Annotated in this window: 17 protein-coding genes; 11 read left to right on the top strand and 6 right to left on the bottom strand. The window is 60.0% G+C overall.

Annotation, left to right across the window (positions count from 1 at the left end):
* Positions 1–18 precede the first annotated feature (18 nt).
* Entirely contained in the window at positions 19–1,089 is a 1,071-nt protein-coding gene (locus ND528_RS26980) for a fatty acid desaturase (RefSeq protein ID WP_263471645.1), read from the top strand.
* 177 nt (positions 1,090–1,266) lie between these two features.
* Here the strand turns inward: ND528_RS26980 and ND528_RS26975 are convergent, their stop codons facing one another.
* From ND528_RS26975 to ND528_RS26965, 3 genes are read right to left on the bottom strand one after another with little or no spacing between them, the layout of a single operon-like run.
* Positions 1,267–2,877 (bottom strand): arylsulfatase, encoded by a 1,611-nt coding sequence (locus tag ND528_RS26975; RefSeq protein ID WP_122508382.1) that lies wholly within the window; start codon positions 2,875–2,877, stop codon positions 1,267–1,269.
* A 14-nt stretch (positions 2,878–2,891) separates the two neighbouring features.
* Complete coding sequence (locus ND528_RS26970; RefSeq protein ID WP_137215028.1) at positions 2,892–3,707, bottom strand: ABC transporter ATP-binding protein; 816 nt, start codon at positions 3,705–3,707, stop codon at positions 2,892–2,894.
* Entirely contained in the window at positions 3,704–5,302 is a 1,599-nt protein-coding gene (locus tag ND528_RS26965; protein WP_263471644.1) for an ABC transporter permease, read from the bottom strand. Before ND528_RS26965 ends, ND528_RS26970 begins: the two co-directional genes overlap by 4 nt.
* 396 nt (positions 5,303–5,698) lie before the next feature.
* Between ND528_RS26965 and ND528_RS26960 the strand changes: the two genes are divergently transcribed.
* Entirely contained in the window at positions 5,699–6,712 is a 1,014-nt protein-coding gene (locus ND528_RS26960; RefSeq protein WP_263471643.1) for an ABC transporter substrate-binding protein, read from the top strand.
* 78 nt (positions 6,713–6,790) lie between these two features.
* Here the strand turns inward: ND528_RS26960 and ND528_RS26955 are convergent, their stop codons facing one another.
* Complete coding sequence (locus ND528_RS26955) at positions 6,791–7,711, bottom strand: LysR family transcriptional regulator (RefSeq protein ID WP_212615023.1); 921 nt, start codon at positions 7,709–7,711, stop codon at positions 6,791–6,793.
* A gap of 182 nt (positions 7,712–7,893) precedes the next feature.
* Between ND528_RS26955 and ND528_RS26950 the strand changes: the two genes are divergently transcribed.
* Positions 7,894–8,814 (top strand): TauD/TfdA dioxygenase family protein, encoded by a 921-nt coding sequence (locus tag ND528_RS26950; protein ID WP_263471642.1) that lies wholly within the window; start codon positions 7,894–7,896, stop codon positions 8,812–8,814.
* Positions 8,815–8,920: 106 nt separating this feature from the next.
* On the opposite strand, the gene ND528_RS26945 is transcribed toward ND528_RS26950, so the two are convergent.
* Positions 8,921–10,537: an alkaline phosphatase family protein gene (locus ND528_RS26945; protein WP_130910648.1), complete on the bottom strand. Its 1,617-nt coding sequence runs from the start codon at positions 10,535–10,537 to the stop codon at positions 8,921–8,923.
* A gap of 178 nt (positions 10,538–10,715) precedes the next feature.
* Positions 10,716–11,660, bottom strand: a complete 945-nt coding sequence (locus ND528_RS26940; protein ID WP_263471641.1) for a LysR family transcriptional regulator — start codon at positions 11,658–11,660, stop codon at positions 10,716–10,718.
* Between the two features lie 165 nt (positions 11,661–11,825).
* Between ND528_RS26940 and ND528_RS26935 the strand changes: the two genes are divergently transcribed.
* The 8 genes from ND528_RS26935 (at position 11,826) to ND528_RS26900 (ending at position 20,366) form a co-directional block, all read left to right on the top strand.
* Complete coding sequence (locus ND528_RS26935) at positions 11,826–14,186, top strand: TonB-dependent receptor (RefSeq protein WP_263471640.1); 2,361 nt, start codon at positions 11,826–11,828, stop codon at positions 14,184–14,186.
* 23 nt (positions 14,187–14,209) lie between these two features.
* Positions 14,210–15,553, top strand: coding sequence for an aryl-sulfate sulfotransferase (locus ND528_RS26930; RefSeq protein ID WP_263471639.1), 1,344 nt, complete (start codon positions 14,210–14,212; stop codon positions 15,551–15,553).
* Between the two features lie 189 nt (positions 15,554–15,742).
* Positions 15,743–16,069, top strand: a complete 327-nt coding sequence (locus ND528_RS26925) for a hypothetical protein (RefSeq protein ID WP_122605710.1) — start codon at positions 15,743–15,745, stop codon at positions 16,067–16,069.
* A gap of 381 nt (positions 16,070–16,450) precedes the next feature.
* Entirely contained in the window at positions 16,451–17,260 is an 810-nt protein-coding gene (locus tag ND528_RS26920) for an energy transducer TonB (protein ID WP_130912301.1), read from the top strand.
* Positions 17,261–17,305: 45 nt separating this feature from the next.
* Positions 17,306–18,031 carry a MotA/TolQ/ExbB proton channel family protein gene (locus ND528_RS26915; protein WP_137215037.1) on the top strand — a complete coding sequence of 242 codons (726 nt, stop codon included), beginning with the start codon at positions 17,306–17,308 and terminating at the stop codon, positions 18,029–18,031.
* Between the two features lies 1 nt (position 18,032).
* Positions 18,033–18,434, top strand: a complete 402-nt coding sequence (locus ND528_RS26910; RefSeq protein WP_263471638.1) for an ExbD/TolR family protein — start codon at positions 18,033–18,035, stop codon at positions 18,432–18,434.
* Positions 18,435–18,800: 366 nt separating this feature from the next.
* Positions 18,801–19,382 carry an alpha/beta hydrolase gene (locus ND528_RS26905; RefSeq protein WP_007918704.1) on the top strand — a complete coding sequence of 194 codons (582 nt, stop codon included), beginning with the start codon at positions 18,801–18,803 and terminating at the stop codon, positions 19,380–19,382.
* A gap of 51 nt (positions 19,383–19,433) precedes the next feature.
* Positions 19,434–20,366: a sigma 54-interacting transcriptional regulator gene (locus ND528_RS26900; protein ID WP_122698836.1), complete on the top strand. Its 933-nt coding sequence runs from the start codon at positions 19,434–19,436 to the stop codon at positions 20,364–20,366.
* The last annotated feature ends 15 nt before the right edge of the window (positions 20,367–20,381 follow it).

Raw genomic sequence — 20,381 nt, 5'->3', positions numbered from 1 at the left:
AGACCGGAGGATGGAAGCATGGACGGTACTTCTGCAAGCCCTGAACGACTGAATGCGGCGCAGCGCTCGGCACTTATTCGCCAGGTAGTGTTGGCCAAAGGCACGCAATTGCGTGAGCGCTACCCGATTCTTCAGCATCAGGATGCCCTCGGTGCGGGGATTCTGGCGTTCGCGCTGGCCGGGATGATCGGCTCGGCGGCGCTGTACATCACTGGCCATATGGCCTGGTGGGTGTGCCTGCTGCTCAATGCTTTTTTCGCCTCGCTGACCCATGAGCTGGAACATGACCTGATCCACAGCATGTACTTCCGCAAACAACGCGTGCCGCACAACCTGATGATGGGCCTGGTCTGGCTGGCGCGGCCGAGCACGATCAATCCTTGGATCCGTCGTCATCTGCACCTCAACCATCACAAGGTTTCCGGCACTGAAGCCGACATGGAAGAGCGCGCAATCACCAACGGCGAGCCGTGGGGATTTGCCCGTCTGCTGATGGTTGGCGACAACCTGATGTCGGCGTTTATCCGCCTGCTCCGCGCCAAGACCTGGGCACACAAGTGGAGCATCGGCAAACGCGTGCTCAAGGTCTACGCACCGCTGGCGCTGCTGCATTGGGGCGCGTGGTATGTGTTTCTCGGCTTTCACGCGGCCAGTGGCATCGCGCATTTGCTCGGCTCGCCCATCGAGTGGTCGACCACCACGCTTTCGGTGATGCAGGTGATCGATATCGCCGCCGTGGTGATCATCGGCCCGAATGTGTTGCGCACTTTTTGCCTGCACTTCATCAGCTCGAACATGCATTACTACGGCGACGTCGAACCGGGCAATGTGCTGCAGCAATGCCAGGTGCTGAACCCGTGGTGGCTGTGGCCGTTGCAAGCGTTCTGCTTCAACTTCGGCAGCAGTCATGGGATTCATCATTTTGTGGTCAAGGAGCCGTTTTACATTCGTCAGATGACCGTGCCGGTGGCGCACAAGGTCATGCGCGAGATGGGTGTGCGGTTCAATGATTTCGGCACGTTTGGCCGGGCGAACCGGTTTGTGCGCGGAGATGAGGAAGTGATGTCCGGGGAGGCGGTGGAGGCCTGACAGATGCCCCTCACCCTAACCCTCTCCCAGGGGAGAGGGGACTGATCCAGCTGTTTATGCTGGATACATCGACCTGAAATTTCGAGCCGACCTCAGGTTGGAAAAGCATGAAGATCTGCTCCCTTTCCCCCTCTCCCTCAGGGAGAGGGCTGGGGTGAGGGGGCTTTTGATCTTGGTTCAATCCGGCTGAAACGGCGAAGCACTGAGGATCACTCCGGTCTCTTCCACATACCGCTGCCAATGCCCGATCAAGTCAGTGAGTTTCTGCGGCTGACTCAACGCCAGATCATGAATCTCACCTGGATCGCTCGCCAAGTCATACAGCTGCCAGGTCGCTGGCCCGACCGGTCCGGGAATCCACACGGCTTTCCATGAGCCCTGACGAATCGCCCGACGTCCGAACAATTCCCAACCGGTGACCGTATGCTCGTCATGCACCTGCGCGGTCTCGCCGGACAGGAAGCCCAGCCACGACTTGCCGCGCAGTGGCGCCACGGCTTTGCCTTTCCACTGTTTGCCCGGATGCCGCACGCCAGCCAGATCGAGAATAGTCGGGGTGATGTCCATCACCGTGCCGAAACCATGGCTGATCTGCCCTTTCAGCGGCAATTGTGGATAGTGCAGCAGCGCCGGCACGCGGATCCCGCCCTCGGTGGTGAAAGCCTTGAACAAGCGTGACGGCGCGGTTGCCACTTGCGCCCAGTTCGGCCCGTACCAGACGTAGGAATTGGCCCGGCCGATGTTGTCGAGGCTGTTGTCGTAATGCTGGTTGAGGTAGGTCATCAGCTCCGGGCCGAACTTGGGGAACGCTTCCAGCAGCGCGCCTTCGGCACCGTTGTCGGACATGAACAGGATGAAGGTGTTGTCGAGCTGGCCTTGCTGGCGCAGGTAATCGACGACCCGGCCGATGTTCCAGTCCATGCGCTCGACCATCGCCGCGTAGACCTCCATGGCTCGTGCGGAAATCTGCTTTTGCTCATCGCTCAAGGCGTCCCACTGCGCGCTGAGCTGAATCAGCGGGTGCGGTTCGACGTCTGCCTCGATCAGACCAAGTGCCTTGAGTTTTTCCAGGCGTTCGAGGCGCAGCACTTGCGGGCCAGCGTCGTAGCGGCCACGGTATTTCTCGACGATCTCGGCCGGTGCCTGCAACGGCCAGTGGGGCGCGGAGAAGGGCAGGTAAGCGAAGAACGGCCGGGTCTGATCGCGTTCCTTGAGGTACTGCAGCAGCTTGTCGCCGAAGGCATCGGAGGAATAGAAATCCTTCGGCAACTCGTCAACAAACTGATCGTCCTCGATGTACAGCGCCGGGGTGGATTTCAGCAGGCCCGGCGTTTGCTCATCGTAGGTCGGCTCGAAACCATAGTGGTTGGCAGCGCCCGGCAACAGTGAAAACGAACGCTCGAAACCACGCGCATGGGGCGCCAGTTCAGCCTTCAGCCCCAAGTGCCATTTGCCGCTCATCAAGGTTTGATAGCCGGCCTCGCGCAGCAGCTCGGGCAGGGCGACGACGCGGTCGTTGAGGTAGCCCTCGTAACCGGGTTTGCCGATCAGTTCCGGGGTCAACGCTTCGGCCATGGTGCCGATGCCGGCGATGTGGTGATCGGTGCCGGTCAGTAGCATCGAACGCGTCGGCGAGCAGGTTGGTGCGGTGTGAAAATCGGTCAGACGCAGACCGTTGTGGGCCAGCGCATCGAGGTTCGGCGTAGCGATTTCGCCGCCGAACGCACCGATGTCGGAAAAGCCCAGATCGTCGGCCAGAATCACTAGAAAGTTGGGACGTTGCGGCATCGCGAAACTCCTGTTCAGCAGGCAATGAACGTCAGCGGCAGATCGCGGATCTGCACCGGCGCGCTCGGTTGGTAATGGTCATCACTGGTCAATTCGTGCAGCAGTTCTTCGCGCAGCTGATGAAAGTCGTAACTGCTGCGCTGGCGCGGGTGCGGCAGGGCGATGTCGACCACTTGCTTGATCCGCCCCGGACGCGGCTCCATCACCACCACGCGGTCGGCCAGAAAAATCGCTTCCTCGACATCGTGGGTCACCAGAATCGTGGTGATCTGTGCCCGCTCGCGGATCGCCAGCAGCTCGTCCTGCATTTGCTGGCGGGTCAGTGCGTCGAGGGCGCCGAAGGGTTCGTCGAGCAACAGGATGCGCGGGCTGGCGACAAGGCCGCGAGCAATCGCCACGCGCTGCGCCATGCCGCCGGAGAGTTGATGCGGATAGGCCTCGGTGAAATCGCTGAGGCCGACCAGCTCGATAAAGTCTTTGATGCGTTGTTGTTTCTGCGCTCCGCTCAGCGGTTCATTGACCAGGCCCAGGCCGATGTTGTCGGCGACCGTCAGCCACGGAAACAGACGATGCTCCTGAAAAACGATGCCGCGCTCGCCGCCGATGCCGCTGACGGCTTTACCATCGACACTGATCTGCCCGCGAAACTCGGTGTCGAGGCCGACCAGCAACCGCAGCAAAGTGGATTTGCCGCAGCCGCTGGAACCAACAATGGCGACGAATTCGCCCTCGGCGATGTCCAGGTTGAATTCGCGAATCGCCTCCAGTTCGAAACCGTTGACGGCGAAGGATTTGCCTACGTGGTTGAAGCTGACAATTGGTGCGTTCATGCGTGTCTCCAGCGGGTCGCGCGAATTTCCAGGCGTTGGCCGATCATGTTGAGCAGGGCACCGGTGAGGCCGACCAGCAGCATGCCGGCCATGATCAGATCCATGCGCAGCAACTGTTGCGCGCCGATCATCTGGCTGCCGATGCCGCCATTGGACGGCATGAAATATTCAGCGCCGATGGTGCCGAGCCAGGCGTAGATCAGGCTCAATCGAAGCCCGGCAAAAATGCCTGGCGCAGCGCCGGGCAGGACCAGTCGGCGCAGGCGTTGGCCGAGGCTCAGGCGCAGCACTTGCGCGGCTTCGTTGAGTTGCGGCGAGAGGTTGGCGACGCTGCGCTGGGTGGCGATGAACAGCGGGAAGAATGCAGCGAGGGCGACAAAGACCCACTTGGCCAGTTCGCCGAGACCGAACCATGCGGTGAGCAGCGGCACCCAGGCGAAAATCGCAATCTGCCGCAGTGCGGCGAGTGTCGGGCCGAGCAGGCGTTCGCTGAAACGCGACAGGCCGAGGAGCAAGCCCAGGGCGAAACCGAGGCCGCCACCGATCAGCAAGCCGCCGAGGGTGCGGCTCAGGCTCAGCGCCATGCCGCTGACCAGCGTGCCGTCGAGCAGTCCATTCCATGCCGTGCTCAGCACTGCCAAAGGGCTGATCAGAATATTCGCGTCGACCCACTGCTGATCATTGGCCGTTTGCCAAAGCGCCAACAAGCCCAGCGGCAACAGCCACGGTTGCAGGCGCTGCCAGCCCTGATAGCGCGGGCCGCGAGTGATTTGCGCGGTGGCCGGGTGCGGCCAGTGCACCAGTCTGCGGTCGAGCAGGCCGATGCCGCGATCCATCGCCACACCGATCACACCGATGACCACGATGCACACGAACACGATGTCGAGCATGAACAACTGCCGCGCCCAGACCATCAGATAGCCGATGCCTTCGCTGGAGGCCAGCAGCTCGACCGCCAGCAACGAGGTCCAGCCGGCAGCGAGTGCCAGGCGCACGCCGGCCATGAACGCCGGCAACGCCGCTGGGAACACCAGACGCCGAATCAGCAGAAGCGGCGGCAGGCGCAACACGGCGGCGGCTTCGTGCAGTTTCGGTTGTGCATCGCGCACGCCAACCAGTGTGTGCAAGGTCACCGGCACCACAATGGCCTTGATCAGCACCACCAGTTTCAGCAGTTCGCCGATGCCAAAAAACACCATGAACAGCGGAATCCACGCCAGCGTCGGCACCTGCGCCAACCCAGCGAATGTCGGAAAAACCAGGCGCTCCAGACGTCGACTGAAACCCAGTGCGGCGCCAAGCACCGCGCCGGTCGAAACGCCTGCCAACAAGCCCCAGAACAACCGTTGCAGGCTGATCCACAAATGACTCCACAACTCGCCTTGGGCCAGTTCCACAGCGCTGCTCCACACCAGCGATGGCGCCGGCAGGATCTGCTCGCTCATCCACTGATTGCGCGCGGCCAGCCACCACAGGACGAACAGGCTGACGGGCAACAGCCAGGGCAACAGGCGTTGATTCAGGCTCGGCCAGGTGCGACGGCTTTTCAGCGGCGGCGCGGCCAGCGGCAGGCTGAGCAGAGATTGACGGGCCATGGGTGACCTCCGTTGTCGGGTTGCATGGCGAACCGCTTTTCATGTGGGAGCGAGCCTGCTCGCGAAATGGCTGTTTAAGGCAGCATTGATGGCGGCTGGCATGGCCTCTTCGCGAGCAGGCTCGCTCCCACATTGGGTTTCGTCATATATGAAACTGATCTAACAGAGTTGCGTTAGATGCTATCGGGAGATAAGCAAATCCATTTAAGGCTTGCCTGCTTACGCGCATCCAATGCATTCGAAGAATATTTTCGATGCTGTTAATGCATATCGCGCTGCAAACCGCACACGCCCTCGCTTAGGTCATATGGATATAAAAATGTGCATTTATAGTATTTAAGTGAAGGTATGCATCCAGCCTACTTTCGGCTCCTCAGCGATCAAGGAGCCGCACCCATGAACCTTCCCTTCAAACGAATCATCAGCCTGCTGGCCGCCCCGGCGCTTGCAGGCTTTCTCGCGCTTGGCGCCCAAGCCGAGGAGCTCAAGGAAATCCGCATCGCCGTGCCCGACCTCAGCGCCGGTACGCAGCACAGCGGCGGCGGCATCGTCGATGTGCTGCGCGATCAGCAGATCTTTGAAAAGGCCTTCGCCGAGCAGGGCATCAAGATCCAGTGGAGTTTCTTCAAGGGCGCCGGGCCGGTGATCAATGAGGCGTTTGCCAATGGGCAGGTCGATCTGGCCTATCTCGGCGATCTGGCCGCGATCATCGGCAAATCCAATGGTCTGGACACGCGCCTGCTCAGCGCCACGGCGCGTGGGGTCAAGCAATACCTCGGCGTGGTGCCCGGCTCGGGGATCAAGACGCTGCAGGATCTCAAGGGCAAACGCGTGGCGATCTTTCGCGGGACGGCGACGCAGCTGTCGTTCGATGCGGCGCTCGCCAGTCAGGGCCTGAGCGAGAAGGATCTGAAGGTGATCAATCTGGATTTCAACGCGGCGGTTTCGGCACTCGCGGCCAAGCAGATCGATGCCTCGTGGGGCAGCTCCGCGCTGAGTGCCTTGCAAGCCAAAGGCCTGGCGGAATTGCCGCTCAACACCAAGGACCTCGGCGGCGCTGGCAGCGTGCAGGCGGTGTTGCTGGGTAATGGCAAGTTTGTCGACGCCCATCCAGAGGTCATTGCGAAACTGCTCAAGGCGCAGCAGCAAGCGGTCGAGTGGCTGACTCAGGACAGCAACAAGGACGCCTATGTGCAGCTGGTATCAGGGCTGGCCAGTTATCCGCCGGTGATTCTGGCTCAGGATCTGAAGGATCAGAATCTCAGTGAGATTTTCCCGTCGACTCTGGATCCGGTGTTCTTGAGCGGCCTGCAGGACAAGATCGACCTGGCGGCGCAGCAGAAGCTGATTCGCAAGCCGTTCAAGGTCAGTGATTGGGTGGCGCCTGAACTCTCTGCGGCCAAGCTCTAGAAGCAAAAGATCGCAGCCTTCGGCAGCTCCTACAGGAAAACGCATTCCCCTGTAGGAGCTGCCGAAGGCTGCGATCTTTCAGACAGCGACGCTGACATCCTGCCGATCCACCGCCACCAACGTCTCGATCATTGCCCTCGCCGCCGGCGACAACCGGAATCCGGTGCGGCTGACGATACCGCAGCGCGCGTTCATGCTTTCGAGGTTCTGCGGCAGGTTGCGCCAGTGCAGCAGCACCAGCGAGCCCTTGGCGACATCCTCGACAAACGCCTCCTCGGTACCGACACCTATCGCATTGGATTGCAGCACCACTTTGACCAGTGCCGGAAAGTGCTCGGTCTCGATGGTCGGCGAGAAATCGATGCGCCCGCTCAGGTTCGCCAGCAGCTTGCGAATGCCCGGCGGGATCAGCGTGGCGGCCAACGGGTAGTCGAACATGTCGTTGGTCGACAGGCTTTCCTTGGCCAGCAACGGATGCCCCGGCCGGCAGAAAAATACCCCGCGCTTGGGCGTCAGCGGTTGCGTCTGGAAATTAGGGTCGGACTCGAAATGGCGGATATCGGCGATGAAGAATTCAATCTCTTCGCGGCTCAGCGCGCGGCTGAGTTTTTCCCAGTTATCCACCTGAAAACAGGTGCGCACTTTCGGATGCGCATTGATGAACTGCGCCACCGCATCGGGCACCAGTTTCACCGCTGGCGCCGGCCCGCAACCAAAATGCACTTCGCCGGCGTCGAGCTTGGTCATTTGCGTCACTTCAGCGCTGAGCAACGCTGCGCCCTGCACCAGGCTCAAGGCATGTTGCAGCACCACCTGGCCCTCGGGCGTCGGACGCAGATCCTTGTTGCCACGATCGACCAGCACGCAACCGAACTCCTGCTCCAGCCCCTGAATGCTGCGGCTGAACGCCGGTTGAGTGATGCCCATGGCGTCTGCCGCACGGACAAAACTGCGGTGTTCGTTGAGGGCGATGAAGTAGCGCAACTGGCGAAGATCCATATGCTTTTCCGGCATCCTAAAAATAGCTCGAAGGCATTTGCGACGAGGGTTGCTTGAGGTTTTAAATGCAAGCTCTTATTCCGTCAACGAAGCATATGAATATCTATTAGATGTAATTGGAATATAGATAGAGCGTTGTTTCGCTGCCGCCAAAACCGCAAATCGTCGATGAGGGTCTTCCCATGAGCAATGCCGCACTCGCCGTAAAACCCGTTTCTCACGCGCTGGAAATTCACCCGGTAGCCGGTCGTATCGGTGCCGAAATTCGCGGCGTGCATCTGTCCGGTGAGCTGGACGCCGCCACTGTCGAAGCCATCCAGCAAGCCTTGGTCGAATACAAAGTGCTGTTCTTCCGCGAGCAGACGCAACTCGACGATCAGCGTCAGGAAGCCTTCGCCCATCTGCTTGGCGAACCGGTGGCGCACCCGACCGTGCCATCGCGCGAAGGCACCCGTTACCTGCTCGAGCTGGACGGCGCCGAAGGTCAGCGCGCCAACTCCTGGCACACCGACGTGACTTTCGTCGACGCTTACCCGAAAGCCTCGATCCTGCGCTCGGTGGTCGCCCCGGCCTTCGGCGGCGATACGCTGTGGGCCAACACCGCGACCGCTTACCGCGGCTTGCCGAGCGAGCTGCGTGAGCTGGCCGACAAACTGACCGCTGTGCACAGCAACGAGTACGACTACGCCGGTGCGAAGCCGGACGTCTCGGCAGAGAAGCTGGAGCGCTATCGCAAAGTCTTCACCTCGACCGTCTACGAAACCGAGCACCCGGTGGTGCGCGTGCACCCGATCAGCGGCGAGAAGAGCTTGCTGCTGGGGCATTTCGTCAAACGCATCAAAGGTTATTCACAGGCGGATTCGGCGCACCTGTTCGGCTTGCTGCAGAGCCATGTAATCCGCCAGGAAAACACCGTGCGCTGGCGCTGGCAGGCCGGTGATGTGGCGATCTGGGACAACCGCTCGACGCAGCATTACGCCATTGATGATTACGGCACCCAGGATCGCGTGGTGCGCCGGGTGACGCTCAAGGGCGAGGTGCCGGTGGGGGTGAACGGGCAGCGCAGCCAGACCATTAAGGGCGCGGATATCGTCGGCGTCTGATCGGGCCTCTTCGCGAGCAGGCTCGCTCCCACAATGGATTTGTGCCGAACGCTAGGATGTGATCGACGCCAATCCCTGTGGGAGCGAGCCTGCTCGCGAAGGGCTTTCACCACACTCCGATCTGAACAACCTTCTCGGTTTCCGGCTCACCATAACGAAACCGCTGCCCGCGCAAATCGATCTCCTGATGGCTGATCGTCGTGCGCCGCTTTAGTCCGCGTACCCATTCAAACAGATACCCCGCATGCTCCTCGCGCACCGCCCCGTACGCCGGGTCCTCACCCAGATCATTCAGCTCCTGCGGATCATTCAACAGATCAAACAACTGCGGTCTAAACCCGTCGTACGCCAGGTATTTCCAGCGCTCGCTGCGCACCATGGTCATGCGGCAACGGTCGATCGGCTGGCCGAGGCGTTCCCGCGCCGGGGCCTGGAAGGCGTAGTCGTACTCGCTGATTGCATAACGGCGCCAATCGTGATGTTCCCCGTGCAGCAACGGGATCAGTGAACGCCCTTCAAGCCGATGCTCTGCTGCCGGCAATCCCAGCGCTTGAAGAAAAGTCGGCAGCGCATCGATGGTTTCTGTCAAGCGCTCATCGACAGTGCCACGAGTGGCATCCGCCGCTGGCCGAGGGTCGCGAACGATCAACGGCACACCCACCGCCTGCTCCAGTAAAAACTCCTTCTCGCCGAGCCAATGATCGCCGAGGAAATCGCCGTGATCGCTGGTGAACACGATCAACGTGTCATCCCAACGCCCGTTGCTCTGCAGAAAATCGAACAGCCGCCCCAACTGATCATCCACTTGCTTGATCAGGCCCATGTAGGTGGGGATTACATTCAATCGTACTGAATCGCGGGAGAAGTTGCGGCTTTCCTCATGTTGGCGAAAGGCAGTGTATACGGGGTGTTTGCTGGCTTCGGAGAGCGTCGCGCGGATCGGTTGCAGAATCGATTTCGTACTGTACAAGGCGTGGTATGGAGTCGGTACGATATAGGGCCAGTGCGGTTTGATGTACGAGAGGTGTAAACACCAGGATTTCTCGCCTTGCTCGGTGATGAAGTCGATGGCCCGATTTGTAGTGTAGACAGTCTCTGAGTGTTGCTCGGGAATTCGTGCTGGCAAATTCGCATGACGCATTTTCCAGCCGCTGAGGATTTCACCGTTCTCGCCTTCGGCGGCATTCGCCCAGTCGTGCCAGGGATTCTTGCCATCGAAGCCCTGCGCGCGAAGGTATTGGGTATAGGGCGCGGATTCGCGCTTGTCGTCGAATGACGGATCGTCGGGGTAGATACCGTCGTGGCGCAGGTAGGGTTCGAAGCCGACCTCATTGAGCAACTCGGCTTGCGCGCTTTCCGGGTTGATCGCCAGGCGCTGCAAGGCGTCGACATTGGCCGTCGCATGGGTCTTGCCGACCAGCGCGGTGCGGATGCCGTGAGGTCGCAGGTAATCGCCGATCGTCAATTCATCCAGCGGCAACGGCACCGCGTTCCAGGCCACTTGATGGCTGCTGACATAGCGCCCGGTGTAGGCCGACATCCGCGACGGGCCGCAGATCGTGCCTTGGGTGTAGGCGCGGCTGAAACGCACCCCTTGAGCTGCGAGGCGATCGATATTCGGTGTATGCAGATGCGGGTGGCCGTAGCAGGACAGGTAATCGCGGCGCAGTTGATCGCACATGATGTACAGCACGTTGCGCACGGGGTTGGATGGGGTGGGCATGGGGTTCACCGGTCAGTGGGACAGGTGAGGGTTTTCGCTGTCGGTGGGGGTTTTCGGCAAGTGCATTTGGGGAATGGTTTTTATGCAGCGATTGCATCAGCCTCTTCGCGAGCAGGCTCGCTCCCACATTTGAAATGCGTATTCCTGTGGGAGCGAGCCTGCTCGCGAAGGGGCCAGCTCAGACAGCAAAATTCTCCAGCGAACACACTTCCTCATCCTCCGCATCAACCACTTTGATCTGCTCAATCATCGCTTCGGCCAGCGGTGACAGCCGATACCCCGCACGGCTGACAATGCCGTAGCGGGTGTACAGCTCCTCCAAATCATCGGCCAGGCCTTCGATCTTCAAACAGACCAGCTCACCCTTGGCCAGATGCAGCGCATCGGAATACGCGCCGACAATTCCGATCGCCTCCGAACGCAGCACCACGCTCAACAGCGTCGAACCGTTTTCGCATTCCACATTCGGGGTGAAATCAGGGCGGCCGCTGAGGTCGACGATGACCTTGCGAAGGTTTGGCGGGCGAATGCTTACGGCCAGTGGATAACTCAGCAATTGCTCGGCAGTGATGCGTTCAAACGCCGTCAGTGGATGCCCGGCTCGGCAGCAGAAATGCCATTTGCGCGCTCGCAGGCGGTGGGTCTGGTAATCCGGGTCGGCCTCGAATTGTCGGGTATCGGCGACGAAGAATTCGAACTCTTCGCTGAGCAGGCGTTTGCTCAGGCTCTGCCAGTCATCGACTTGAAACTGCACCCGCGCTTTCGGGTAGCGGCCGATGAACGCGCCGATCGCGCGCGGGATCAATCCAGCGGCTGGCGCCGGCCCGCAACCAAAGCGCAACTCCCCGGCTTCGAGGCCGTTGAACTGGCTGATCTCGTTGGCCATCTGCTGCGCACCACTGACCAGTCGCCGTGCGTGTTCGAGCAGGACCTGGCCCTCTTTGGTCGGCGGCAATTCCTTGCGTCCACGGTCGACCAACTGGCAGCCGACGCTGTGTTCCAGCGCCTGAATGCTGCGGCTGAATGCCGACTGCGACAGGTTCACCGCCTGCGCGCCAGCGACGAAGCTGCGTTGCTCAACCAGAGCGATGAAGTGACGCAATTGGCGCAAGTCGATATGCATTTTTCACATAAAAAATATCCGGGAAATGCATTGGATATGCATTAGGTCGACTCCTTATAAAGGCAATCTCTTATGCAGTAAATATTTGTAAATCCATAAATAAATAACTGAAAAGAATATGCAGCACTGAAGATGTCTGTGTGTTTTTTGACCAGGAGCCGCGCCATGAGTCCGTTGAATCTCGCGTTACCCCCATCTCCCCGACGGCTCAAACGCCTGCCTTTGGCGCTGTTGCTGGCAGGCAGCGCCAGCTGGACTCATGGCTATGCCGCCGAAGCCGAAACCCCGCCGCCGGTTCCGGCAGGCACAGCGGCGGCCAACGGTTCGCAGCTTGAAACGGTGACCGTTACCACTCGCCGTCGCGAAGAAAGCTCGCAGGATGTGCCGACGCCAATGAGCGTGATCAGCGGGCAGAATCTGGAGACGCAACGGGTTTACCGGATTCAGGACTTGCAGCAACTGGTGCCCAGCGTCAACGTCGCCTATATGCATGCGCGGCAGTCCAGCGTGTCCATCCGTGGCCTGGGCAACAACCCGGCCAGTGATGGCCTGGAAGGCAGCGTTGGCCTGTACATCGACAACGTTTATCTGGGCCGTCCGGGGATGGCGGTGTTCGATCTGATGGACATCGAACAGCTGGAAGTTCTGCGTGGGCCGCAGGGCACGCTGTTTGGCAAGAACACCACCGCCGGAGTGATCAACATCAGCACCCGCGCGCCCAGTTTCACGCCGGAACGCAGCATCGAAACCTCGGTCGGCGAGGACGGTTATTTCCAGACCAAGGGCACGATTTCCGGGCCGCTCAACGATCAACTGGCCGGGCGTTTCTCGGCGTATCGCACCCGCAGCGACGGTGACATCAAGAACGAATACGACGGCCACGACCTCAACGGTGGCTCCCGCGAGGGCTTCCGCGCGCAACTGTTGTTCAAGCCCAATGAAGATTTCAATCTGCGCTGGATCGGCGATTACAACGAAGAAGATTCCAGCGCCGGCACCCGCGTGTTGTACAACACCGGGCCGACCATCAACGGCGTCAACCTGTATGAATCGCGGGCCAGTGCGGCCGGGGCGACGCTGGTCAACGGCCGGCATCGCAAGGTCAATCTCGACAACGACCAGCACGTCACCGTGCATCAGGGCGGCACGTCGGTGGAAGCCAACTGGACGTTGCCGAGCGACTTCACCCTGACGTCGGTCAGTTCGTACCGCTTCTGGAATTTCACCCCGCGCAATGACGATGGCCTCAACGTGCCGGCCAGCTACAACGCCGGCGTGTCGGTGGAAGACAAACAGTATTCACAGGAATTTCGCCTTGCCTCGCCCAAGGGCGAGTTCTTCGATTACGTGGTCGGTGCCTACTATTTCGGCTCGGATCTGGACAACAAATCCTTCGCCTATTACGGCCCGCAAGCGGACATCTGGAACGGCACGCCGGCCGGTGCCCTGGCCAATGTCACCAGCGTCGGCAACGGCCATATCCAGACCGACAGTTTCGCCCTGTTTGCCCAAGGCACCTGGCACCTGAGCGAACGCCTGGATTTCACCGCCGGGGTGCGTGGCACCTACGAGGAAAAAAACGCCTCGGTCAGCCGCAACGCGCCGCTCGGTGGCGTGGCGGTGGCGGGTGCGGCAGCCAATGCGCGTCGCGGGCGTGCCGGCGTCTACGATTCCGGAGACTTGAATCAGTACAGCTCCAGCCCCTCGGGACTGCTCAACCTGAGCTATCGCATCACCGACGATGTGCTCGGTTACGCCACGCTGTCCCACGGCGAGAAATCCGGCGGGGTCAACCTTGCGGTCGGCTCCGCACCTACCGCTGGCGCCGACTCGTTACTGATCGGCACCGAGCGCGCCAACAACGCCGAACTTGGTTTCAAAAGCACCCTGTGGGACCGCCGCCTGCAACTCAACGCCAACGTATTCTGGACCCAGGTCAACGCCTACCAGACCAATGCCTACGACGCCGCCAACCGCGTGCAATACCTGACCAACGCCGGTTCCGTGCGCTCGCGCGGCATCGAGTTCGAAAGCACCGTGGTGCCGCTGCGTGGCCTGACCCTGAACTTCAACGGTTCGTACAACGACGTCAGCTACCTCTCTTACAAAGATGCACCGTGCCCGCCGGAAGTCAGCCAGGCCCCGGGTGCACCGGCGTCCTGCGACCTCAGCGGTCATCAAGTGGTCGGCGCGTCGAAATGGATCGGCAACGCCAACGGCGAATACAAATGGAATCTGGCTAACGGCTTCGAACCCTACGTCACCGGCAGCTACGCGTTCCGCTCCAAAGCGGTGGGCACGGTGGAGGATTCCGATTACGGGCAGATCCCCAGTTACGCGGTGGTCAACTTCTCCACTGGCCTGCGCGGCGATTTCAATCAGGGCCAGTGGGACGTCTCGCTGTGGCTGAAAAACGCCTTCGACAAAACCTACTACACGACCCTGTGGACGGGCGGCAACGGCGGCTATGAAGGCCTGCTCGGCACACCGCGCACGTTGGGCGTCACCGGTCGCTACGACTTCTGATTGGTCATTCAAGGAGCTGCATCATGTTGCGTATCAAAACGGCTTTGCCGGTGTTGCTGTCCGGCGCAGTGCTCAGTGCCGGCGCCCTCGCCGCACCGAGTGTTTACCCGACGGGCGTCACTCGTTACGACCCGAACAAGGCGTTCAACCAGTACGTGATTTTCAGCGGCGCCGACAAACAGACGCACCTGATCGACATGAATGGCAACGAGGTGAAAACCTGGCCGCAGGCGGGCTTCCCGTCGGCGATTATCGATCCGAAACTGGTCGGCGGCGAGCGTGGGCATGTGCTGCTGCAACTGAGTGAAAAGAATCCCGGCAAGCTCGGTTCGGCCGGCAACGGTCTGGGTAATCAGAGCGTCGGCGAGCTGGACTGGAGCGGCAAAGTCGTCTGGCAATGGGGCGACAAGGCACCTGGTGGCGCGGCGCAACAGCACCATGATCAGCGCCGTTTGAGCAACGGCAACACCGTGGTGTTGGCGAACAAGGTGCACAAGGTCAAAGGCTTCAAAGTGCCCGAGGTGATCGACGATGCGATCTATGAAGTCAGTCCCGACGGTGCGGTGAAATGGCAGTGGCTGGCCTCCGAACATCTCAATGAATTCGGCTTCACTGCCGAGCAGTTGAAACTGGTGCGTGCCAGTGAAAATCCGGACTACCTGCATATCAACAACCTCAGCCTGGTAGGGCCGAACAAGTGGTTCGATGCCGGTGACAAGCGCTTCAATCCGGACAACCTGCTGGTCGATTCACGCAACGCCAACTTCATCGCGATCATCGACAAGAGCAGCGGCAAAGTGGTCTGGCGCCTCGGCCCGAACCTGCCGCTGATCAACCCGAAAACCGCGCAGAAACTGCCGCGCCCGGTGGATCAGTTTGTCGGTCAGCATGATGCGCACATCATCCCGGCTGGATTGCCTGGCGCGGGCAATTTGCTGGTGTTCGACAACCAGGGGGCGGCGGGTTATCCGAACGTCACCCTCGGGCTGATTTCCGGTTCGCGGGTATTGGAAATCGATCCGCAGAAAAACCAGATCGTCTGGCAGTACAGTGCGGCAAGTTCCAAGCAGCCTGGGTGGGCGTTCTACAGTTCTTTCATCAGCAGTGCGCGGCGCTTGCCCAATGGCAACACGCTGATTGACGAGGGCATGAACGGACGGTTTTTCCAGGTGACGGCCAACGGTGAAAACGTCTGGGAATACATCAGCCCGTATCTCGGCAAGGCACCGGGCAGCGATGCGATCAGCAACTGGGTGTATCGGGCGCTCCCTGTGAGTTATGACTGGGTGCCAACGGGCACGCCACGCTCCGAGACAGCGGTTATTGCACCCGTTGTCGGCGTGCAGCAAACCAATGCCAGCCGTTAGTTGAATTGGAATTAATGCGCGAACGAACGGCGATAAGTTATGAGGCGGATGAATAGTGCTTATTGCAAATTCGTTAGTAAGTCACGTGGACAATAAGTAAATGTCCGACCATTCTGACTGTCGTGAGTTTCCAGGAGGAAACTTGCTCTCATCGGAAGATACTTATCCAACGATAAAGGAAATCTCGTTATGTCAAGCATTAATGGCACTTATGTAAATTCAAACTCTGGCGCCAAGCTGGTGATTACCGATGGTAATGATTCCAACGGCTCGTTCAGCGGAACGTTGAGTCAGGGTGGCGTGAATTACGACATCCGTTATGGAAACTACCATTTCCAGAACAGTACCGGTAACCCGACCACCATTGCAGTACTTGCTCAGAATGGTAATAGCGGTTATCAGACATGGACACTGTTTTCGCCGGATCATAACTACGCAAAATTGCGCGCTGCCGGCTCCCGTACAAACTTCGATGGTGATGTGGTGACCTTGGGCGGGGAATTTGTAAAACAGTAGTCTTGCTTGAAAAATTAAAAGGCCGGCGCACGAAAGTGCTCCGGTTTTTTTGTTATTCAGAAAAAATCATTATCAACTATCTACTTGGTATTAGTCGTCCTGCAAAACCGGGGCAGGCGAATTTGATGCGTTGCATGAATACTTTCGATGCCTGAAAAGCATGCACTTTCTCACCTGTCGCTGCAGCCCGCGTGGCACGTGGCTTTGGCGGAATTAATCAATTTATATATTCCATAAAAGCCTATGGATAACGTTAAAGATTACTTTCGGAGATAAGCGGCAAGCCCAATGATTCACCCACCGATCCACCGTGGGGGATTCAACAAACGGTTGATCGGCAGTTTTTGTAGAGAACGCAAAAAGACCGCAGGGAGTTGAACAATGGGCAATGTCCAGACCGCCGCCAGCGCAGGGGAATTGCTGTGGCGGCACATGCCGAGTGGCGAGCTGGTCGATCTTGGCCGGCCGCATCGGGTGCCGTTGGGGCAGTTGCGTTTGCAACGTGCGCCAAAGAGCATTTTGAGTCGACGCGAAACCCTTTTGCTCGGTGTGCTCGCGTTGGTCGTGCATGGCGCGGTGATTTACTGGGTCAGCCAGAAACCGACGCCAGTGCTGCCGGTGGTACCGCCGGAAATTCCGCCGATGACCATCGAGTTTTCGCATCCGGCTCCGCCCGCGCGGCCGGTTGTTGCGCCGCCACCACCGGCACCGGTGGTCGAGCCGCCACCGCCAGTGGAGGACGAGTTGGCGGTGAAACCGCCGCCGCCCAAGCCGATCGCCAAACCCAAACCGGTGGTGAAACCGCCGCCCAAACCGGCGCCGAAGGCAGTAGAGCAACCGCCAGCGCCAGCGAAGCCCGCAGCCCCGGTCGCCGCGCCAGCGCCTCCTGCGCCACCGGCACCGGCGCCCGTTACCCCGGCGTCAGCCAACGCTGCGTATCTGAAAAACCCGGCACCGGAATATCCGTCGCTGGCCCAGCGTCGCGGTTGGGAGGGCACGGTGTTGTTACGGGTGCATGTGTTGGCCAGCGGCAAACCGGGCGAGATTCAGATTGCCAAAAGCAGCGGCCGCCAGCAGCTCGACGATGCGGCGCTGAATGCCGTCAAGCGCTGGAGTTTCGTCCCGGCCAAGCAGGGTGATGTCGCCCAGGACGGCTGGGTCAGCGTGCCCATCGATTTCAAGATTCATTAAACCGCAACCAAATTCGCGCGAAATGTTTACACGAGGGAACACATCATGACGTTACTGGCATCTCCACTGGAATCCATCGAAAGCGCTGTGATCTGGCTGCTGGTGGTTTTTTCCGTCGCCACTTGGGGCCTGGCGTTGCTCAAGGCTGTGCAGTTCGGTCGTCTGAAAGCGCAGGATCGGAGCTTTCACAAACGTTTCTGGGCAGCATCGAGTCTGGATGCCGCCGCCGAATTAAGCGAAACCCAGCCCGGCGCCGCAGCGCGAGTGGCGCAGGCTGGCTATGCAGCGATCCAGGTGGGCGAGGCGCCGCAGGCGAATGATCTGAGCCAGGCGATCAACCATCAGGATCGCCTCGAGCGTGCCTTGCGCCAGCAGATCGTCCGCGAACGGCGTTCGCTGGAAACCGGTCTGGCAGTGGTCGCAAGTATTGGCAGCACCTCGCCGTTCATTGGTCTGTTCGGCACGGTGTGGGGAATCATGGAGGCCTTGAAAGGCATCAGCGCCGCCGGTTCGGCGAGCCTGGAAACGGTGGCCGGGCCGATCGGTGCGGCACTCGTCGCGACTGGCGTGGGGATCGCCGTCGCGGTGCCGGCGGTGCTGGTTTACAACTATTTTTTGCGAAGGCTGAAACTGACCGCAGCGGATCTCGATGACTTCGCCCACGACTTCTACAGCCTGGCGCAGAAGAGTGCGTTCCGCGTGCTGATCCACCCGACCGCACACAAGGTTGCAACGTCGGGCAACGCGGCAAAAGTCAAGGAGGCGTCCTGATATGGCCTTCTCCACGCAAGACACGGATGAGGTGCTCAGCGAAATCAACGTGACGCCGCTGGTGGACGTAATGCTGGTGCTGCTGGTGGTGTTCATCGTCACCGCGCCGCTGCTGACCAACGCAATACCGATCAACCTGCCGAAGACCGAAGCGGTGGCGCCGGTCGAGCAAAAAGACCCGCTGGTGGTGAGCATCGACGGCGCCGGCAAACTGTTTATCAACAAGGACGAGATTCAGCCCGACTTGCTCGAATTCAACCTCAAGTCGGCCAAGGCCAAGGACCCGGAAGTGCGCGTGCAATTGCAGGCCGATGACGGGGTGAATTACGGCGAAGTGGCGCGAGCCATGGCTTCGATTGAACGGGCGGGGATTACCAAGTTGTCGGTGATTACCACGCGGTGACAGGTTTTCGTTTTTCCGGGGCCGTCTCCTTGGCAGGGTGCGGCCCTTTTTTTATTTCTGGCATTAGAAGCAAAGCCCTCACCCTAGCCCTCTCCCAGAGGGAGAGGGAACCGACCGTGGTGATTGTTCAAGGTACGCCGACCTGAGATTTCGAGTCGAACTCAGGATTTGAACGGCATGAAGATCGGCTCCCTCTCCCCCTCGCCCCCCTTGGGGGAGAGGGTTGGGGTGAGGGGGAGGAATCTTATACCCTACACAAATCACATATTCGATACAGGTCTTAATAAATAGCTTCTTATTCCTTAACGAATATAACTCCTCTCCCTATACTCGACCCGGAACAGACACGCCGCAGGAGAGCTTCCCATGCGCAACGAATCAATCCGCTACCTGATTGTGCCGGGCTGGCAAGGATCGCCAGAAGATCATTGGCAAAGCCATTGGCAGAACAGCCTGCCAAACAGCGCGCGGGTGGAACAGGCCGATTGGCTGACGCCGCGCCGTGAGGACTGGGTCGCCGCGCTGGCCGAAGCGATTGCCGCCGACAGCACGCCGGTCATTCTCATCGCTCACAGCCTCGGTTGCATCACCGTTGCCCACTGGGCGGCGACAGCGCCCCTGCAATACCTGCGTCAGGTGCGCGGGGCGTTGCTGGTTGCGCCGGCCGATGTCGAGCGCCCTGCATGTGCGCCGGCACTGCGCAATTTCGCGCCGATTCCGACGGACCTGTTGCCGTTCCCCAGTCAGGTCGTCAGCTCCGACAACGACGCCGCCGTCAGTGCGCCGCGCGCTTTGGAGCTGGCGCGCAACTGGGGCGCGGAGGCGGGGATTCTTGCCGGGGCCGGGCACATCAACGTCAAGTCCGGGCACCAGCGTTGGGAGCAGGGTTTCGCCTATCTCTATCGCCTGCAGAACCGCCTGGAACACCACGCCCGCCGTCGCGCCTGACCTTATTATTCAACGCCCCCGTCGGCTGGCGGTTTTGGGCGGGAGCCTGCCATGAGTTTCGAAACCTTCGGTCAGCCCTTGCTGACCTTTCCCGATGCGGAAAAAAGTCCCCTGAGCATTCGCGCCAAGGCGCTGGTGTTTGTCGACCCGCGCTCGCGGCAATTGCGCGAGGAGTTGGAGCAGTTGGCTCCACGTTCGATTTCAGTGTTGATTCGCGGTGAAACCGGAACCGGTAAAGAGCTGCTCGCTCGGCATATTCACCGCGCCAGCGACCGTAGTGGTCTGTTCGTTTCGGTGAACTGCGGCGCGATCAGCCCGACTTACGCCGACGCCGAACTGTTCGGCTACGCCGCCGGCAGCTACAGTGGTTCGGCCAGCAGCCGCGCCGGCTGGTTCGGTTCGGCCAACGGCGGCACTTTGTACCTGGATGAAATCGGCGATCTGCCGCTGCCGATTCAGATCAAGTTGCTTGCGGCATTGGAGAACCACGAAGTCACCCGCGTCGGTGCGCATCAGCCGAGCCCGGTGGATGTGCGTCTGGTGGCGGCGACCAGCATCGATCTGGCCCAGGCCGTGGACGCCGGGAAATTCCACGAGCGGCTCTATCACTACCTCAGCGAAGGTCATCTGGAGCTGCCGGCGTTGCGCGCGCGTACCGGCGACATTCTCTCGCTGGCGGAGTATTTCCTTGGCATCTACAGCCAGCGTCTCGACTTGCCCGTGCCGCTGATCAGCGAAGCCGCTCAGCATGTACTCGAACAACACAGCTGGCCGGGCAACACTCGCGAACTGGAAAACGTCATTCATTTCGCTCTATTGGTCAGCACCGGTGACGAGATTTTGCCGGAACACCTGAACCTGCCTGACGCGTCTGCGCCGCAGGTTCAGATCGAACGTCTGGTCAGGCAGACCCATATAGGTGGTAGCAGTGCAGAGCGTAAGGCCTTGAAAGATTGGCTGATTCGCTTGAGCGAGGCGGTGTGAACATTTTTTTCAACA

Source organism: Pseudomonas mercuritolerans (assembly GCF_025706525.1).
Taxonomy (GTDB): domain Bacteria; phylum Pseudomonadota; class Gammaproteobacteria; order Pseudomonadales; family Pseudomonadaceae; genus Aquipseudomonas; species Aquipseudomonas mercuritolerans.
This window is presented reverse-complemented; position numbering and strand designations above follow the sequence as displayed.

Coding starts and splice junctions, on each gene's coding strand:
- ND528_RS26980 (WP_263471645.1), top strand. CDS start 19: ATGGACGGTACTTCTGCAAGCCCTGAACGACTGAATGCGGCGCAGCGC.
- ND528_RS26975 (WP_122508382.1), bottom strand. CDS start 2,877: ATGCCGCAACGTCCCAACTTTCTAGTGATTCTGGCCGACGATCTGGGC.
- ND528_RS26970 (WP_137215028.1), bottom strand. CDS start 3,707: ATGAACGCACCAATTGTCAGCTTCAACCACGTAGGCAAATCCTTCGCC.
- ND528_RS26965 (WP_263471644.1), bottom strand. CDS start 5,302: ATGGCCCGTCAATCTCTGCTCAGCCTGCCGCTGGCCGCGCCGCCGCTG.
- ND528_RS26960 (WP_263471643.1), top strand. CDS start 5,699: ATGAACCTTCCCTTCAAACGAATCATCAGCCTGCTGGCCGCCCCGGCG.
- ND528_RS26955 (WP_212615023.1), bottom strand. CDS start 7,711: ATGGATCTTCGCCAGTTGCGCTACTTCATCGCCCTCAACGAACACCGC.
- ND528_RS26950 (WP_263471642.1), top strand. CDS start 7,894: ATGAGCAATGCCGCACTCGCCGTAAAACCCGTTTCTCACGCGCTGGAA.
- ND528_RS26945 (WP_130910648.1), bottom strand. CDS start 10,537: ATGCCCACCCCATCCAACCCCGTGCGCAACGTGCTGTACATCATGTGC.
- ND528_RS26940 (WP_263471641.1), bottom strand. CDS start 11,660: ATGCATATCGACTTGCGCCAATTGCGTCACTTCATCGCTCTGGTTGAG.
- ND528_RS26935 (WP_263471640.1), top strand. CDS start 11,826: ATGAGTCCGTTGAATCTCGCGTTACCCCCATCTCCCCGACGGCTCAAA.
- ND528_RS26930 (WP_263471639.1), top strand. CDS start 14,210: ATGTTGCGTATCAAAACGGCTTTGCCGGTGTTGCTGTCCGGCGCAGTG.
- ND528_RS26925 (WP_122605710.1), top strand. CDS start 15,743: ATGTCAAGCATTAATGGCACTTATGTAAATTCAAACTCTGGCGCCAAG.
- ND528_RS26920 (WP_130912301.1), top strand. CDS start 16,451: ATGGGCAATGTCCAGACCGCCGCCAGCGCAGGGGAATTGCTGTGGCGG.
- ND528_RS26915 (WP_137215037.1), top strand. CDS start 17,306: ATGACGTTACTGGCATCTCCACTGGAATCCATCGAAAGCGCTGTGATC.
- ND528_RS26910 (WP_263471638.1), top strand. CDS start 18,033: ATGGCCTTCTCCACGCAAGACACGGATGAGGTGCTCAGCGAAATCAAC.
- ND528_RS26905 (WP_007918704.1), top strand. CDS start 18,801: ATGCGCAACGAATCAATCCGCTACCTGATTGTGCCGGGCTGGCAAGGA.
- ND528_RS26900 (WP_122698836.1), top strand. CDS start 19,434: ATGAGTTTCGAAACCTTCGGTCAGCCCTTGCTGACCTTTCCCGATGCG.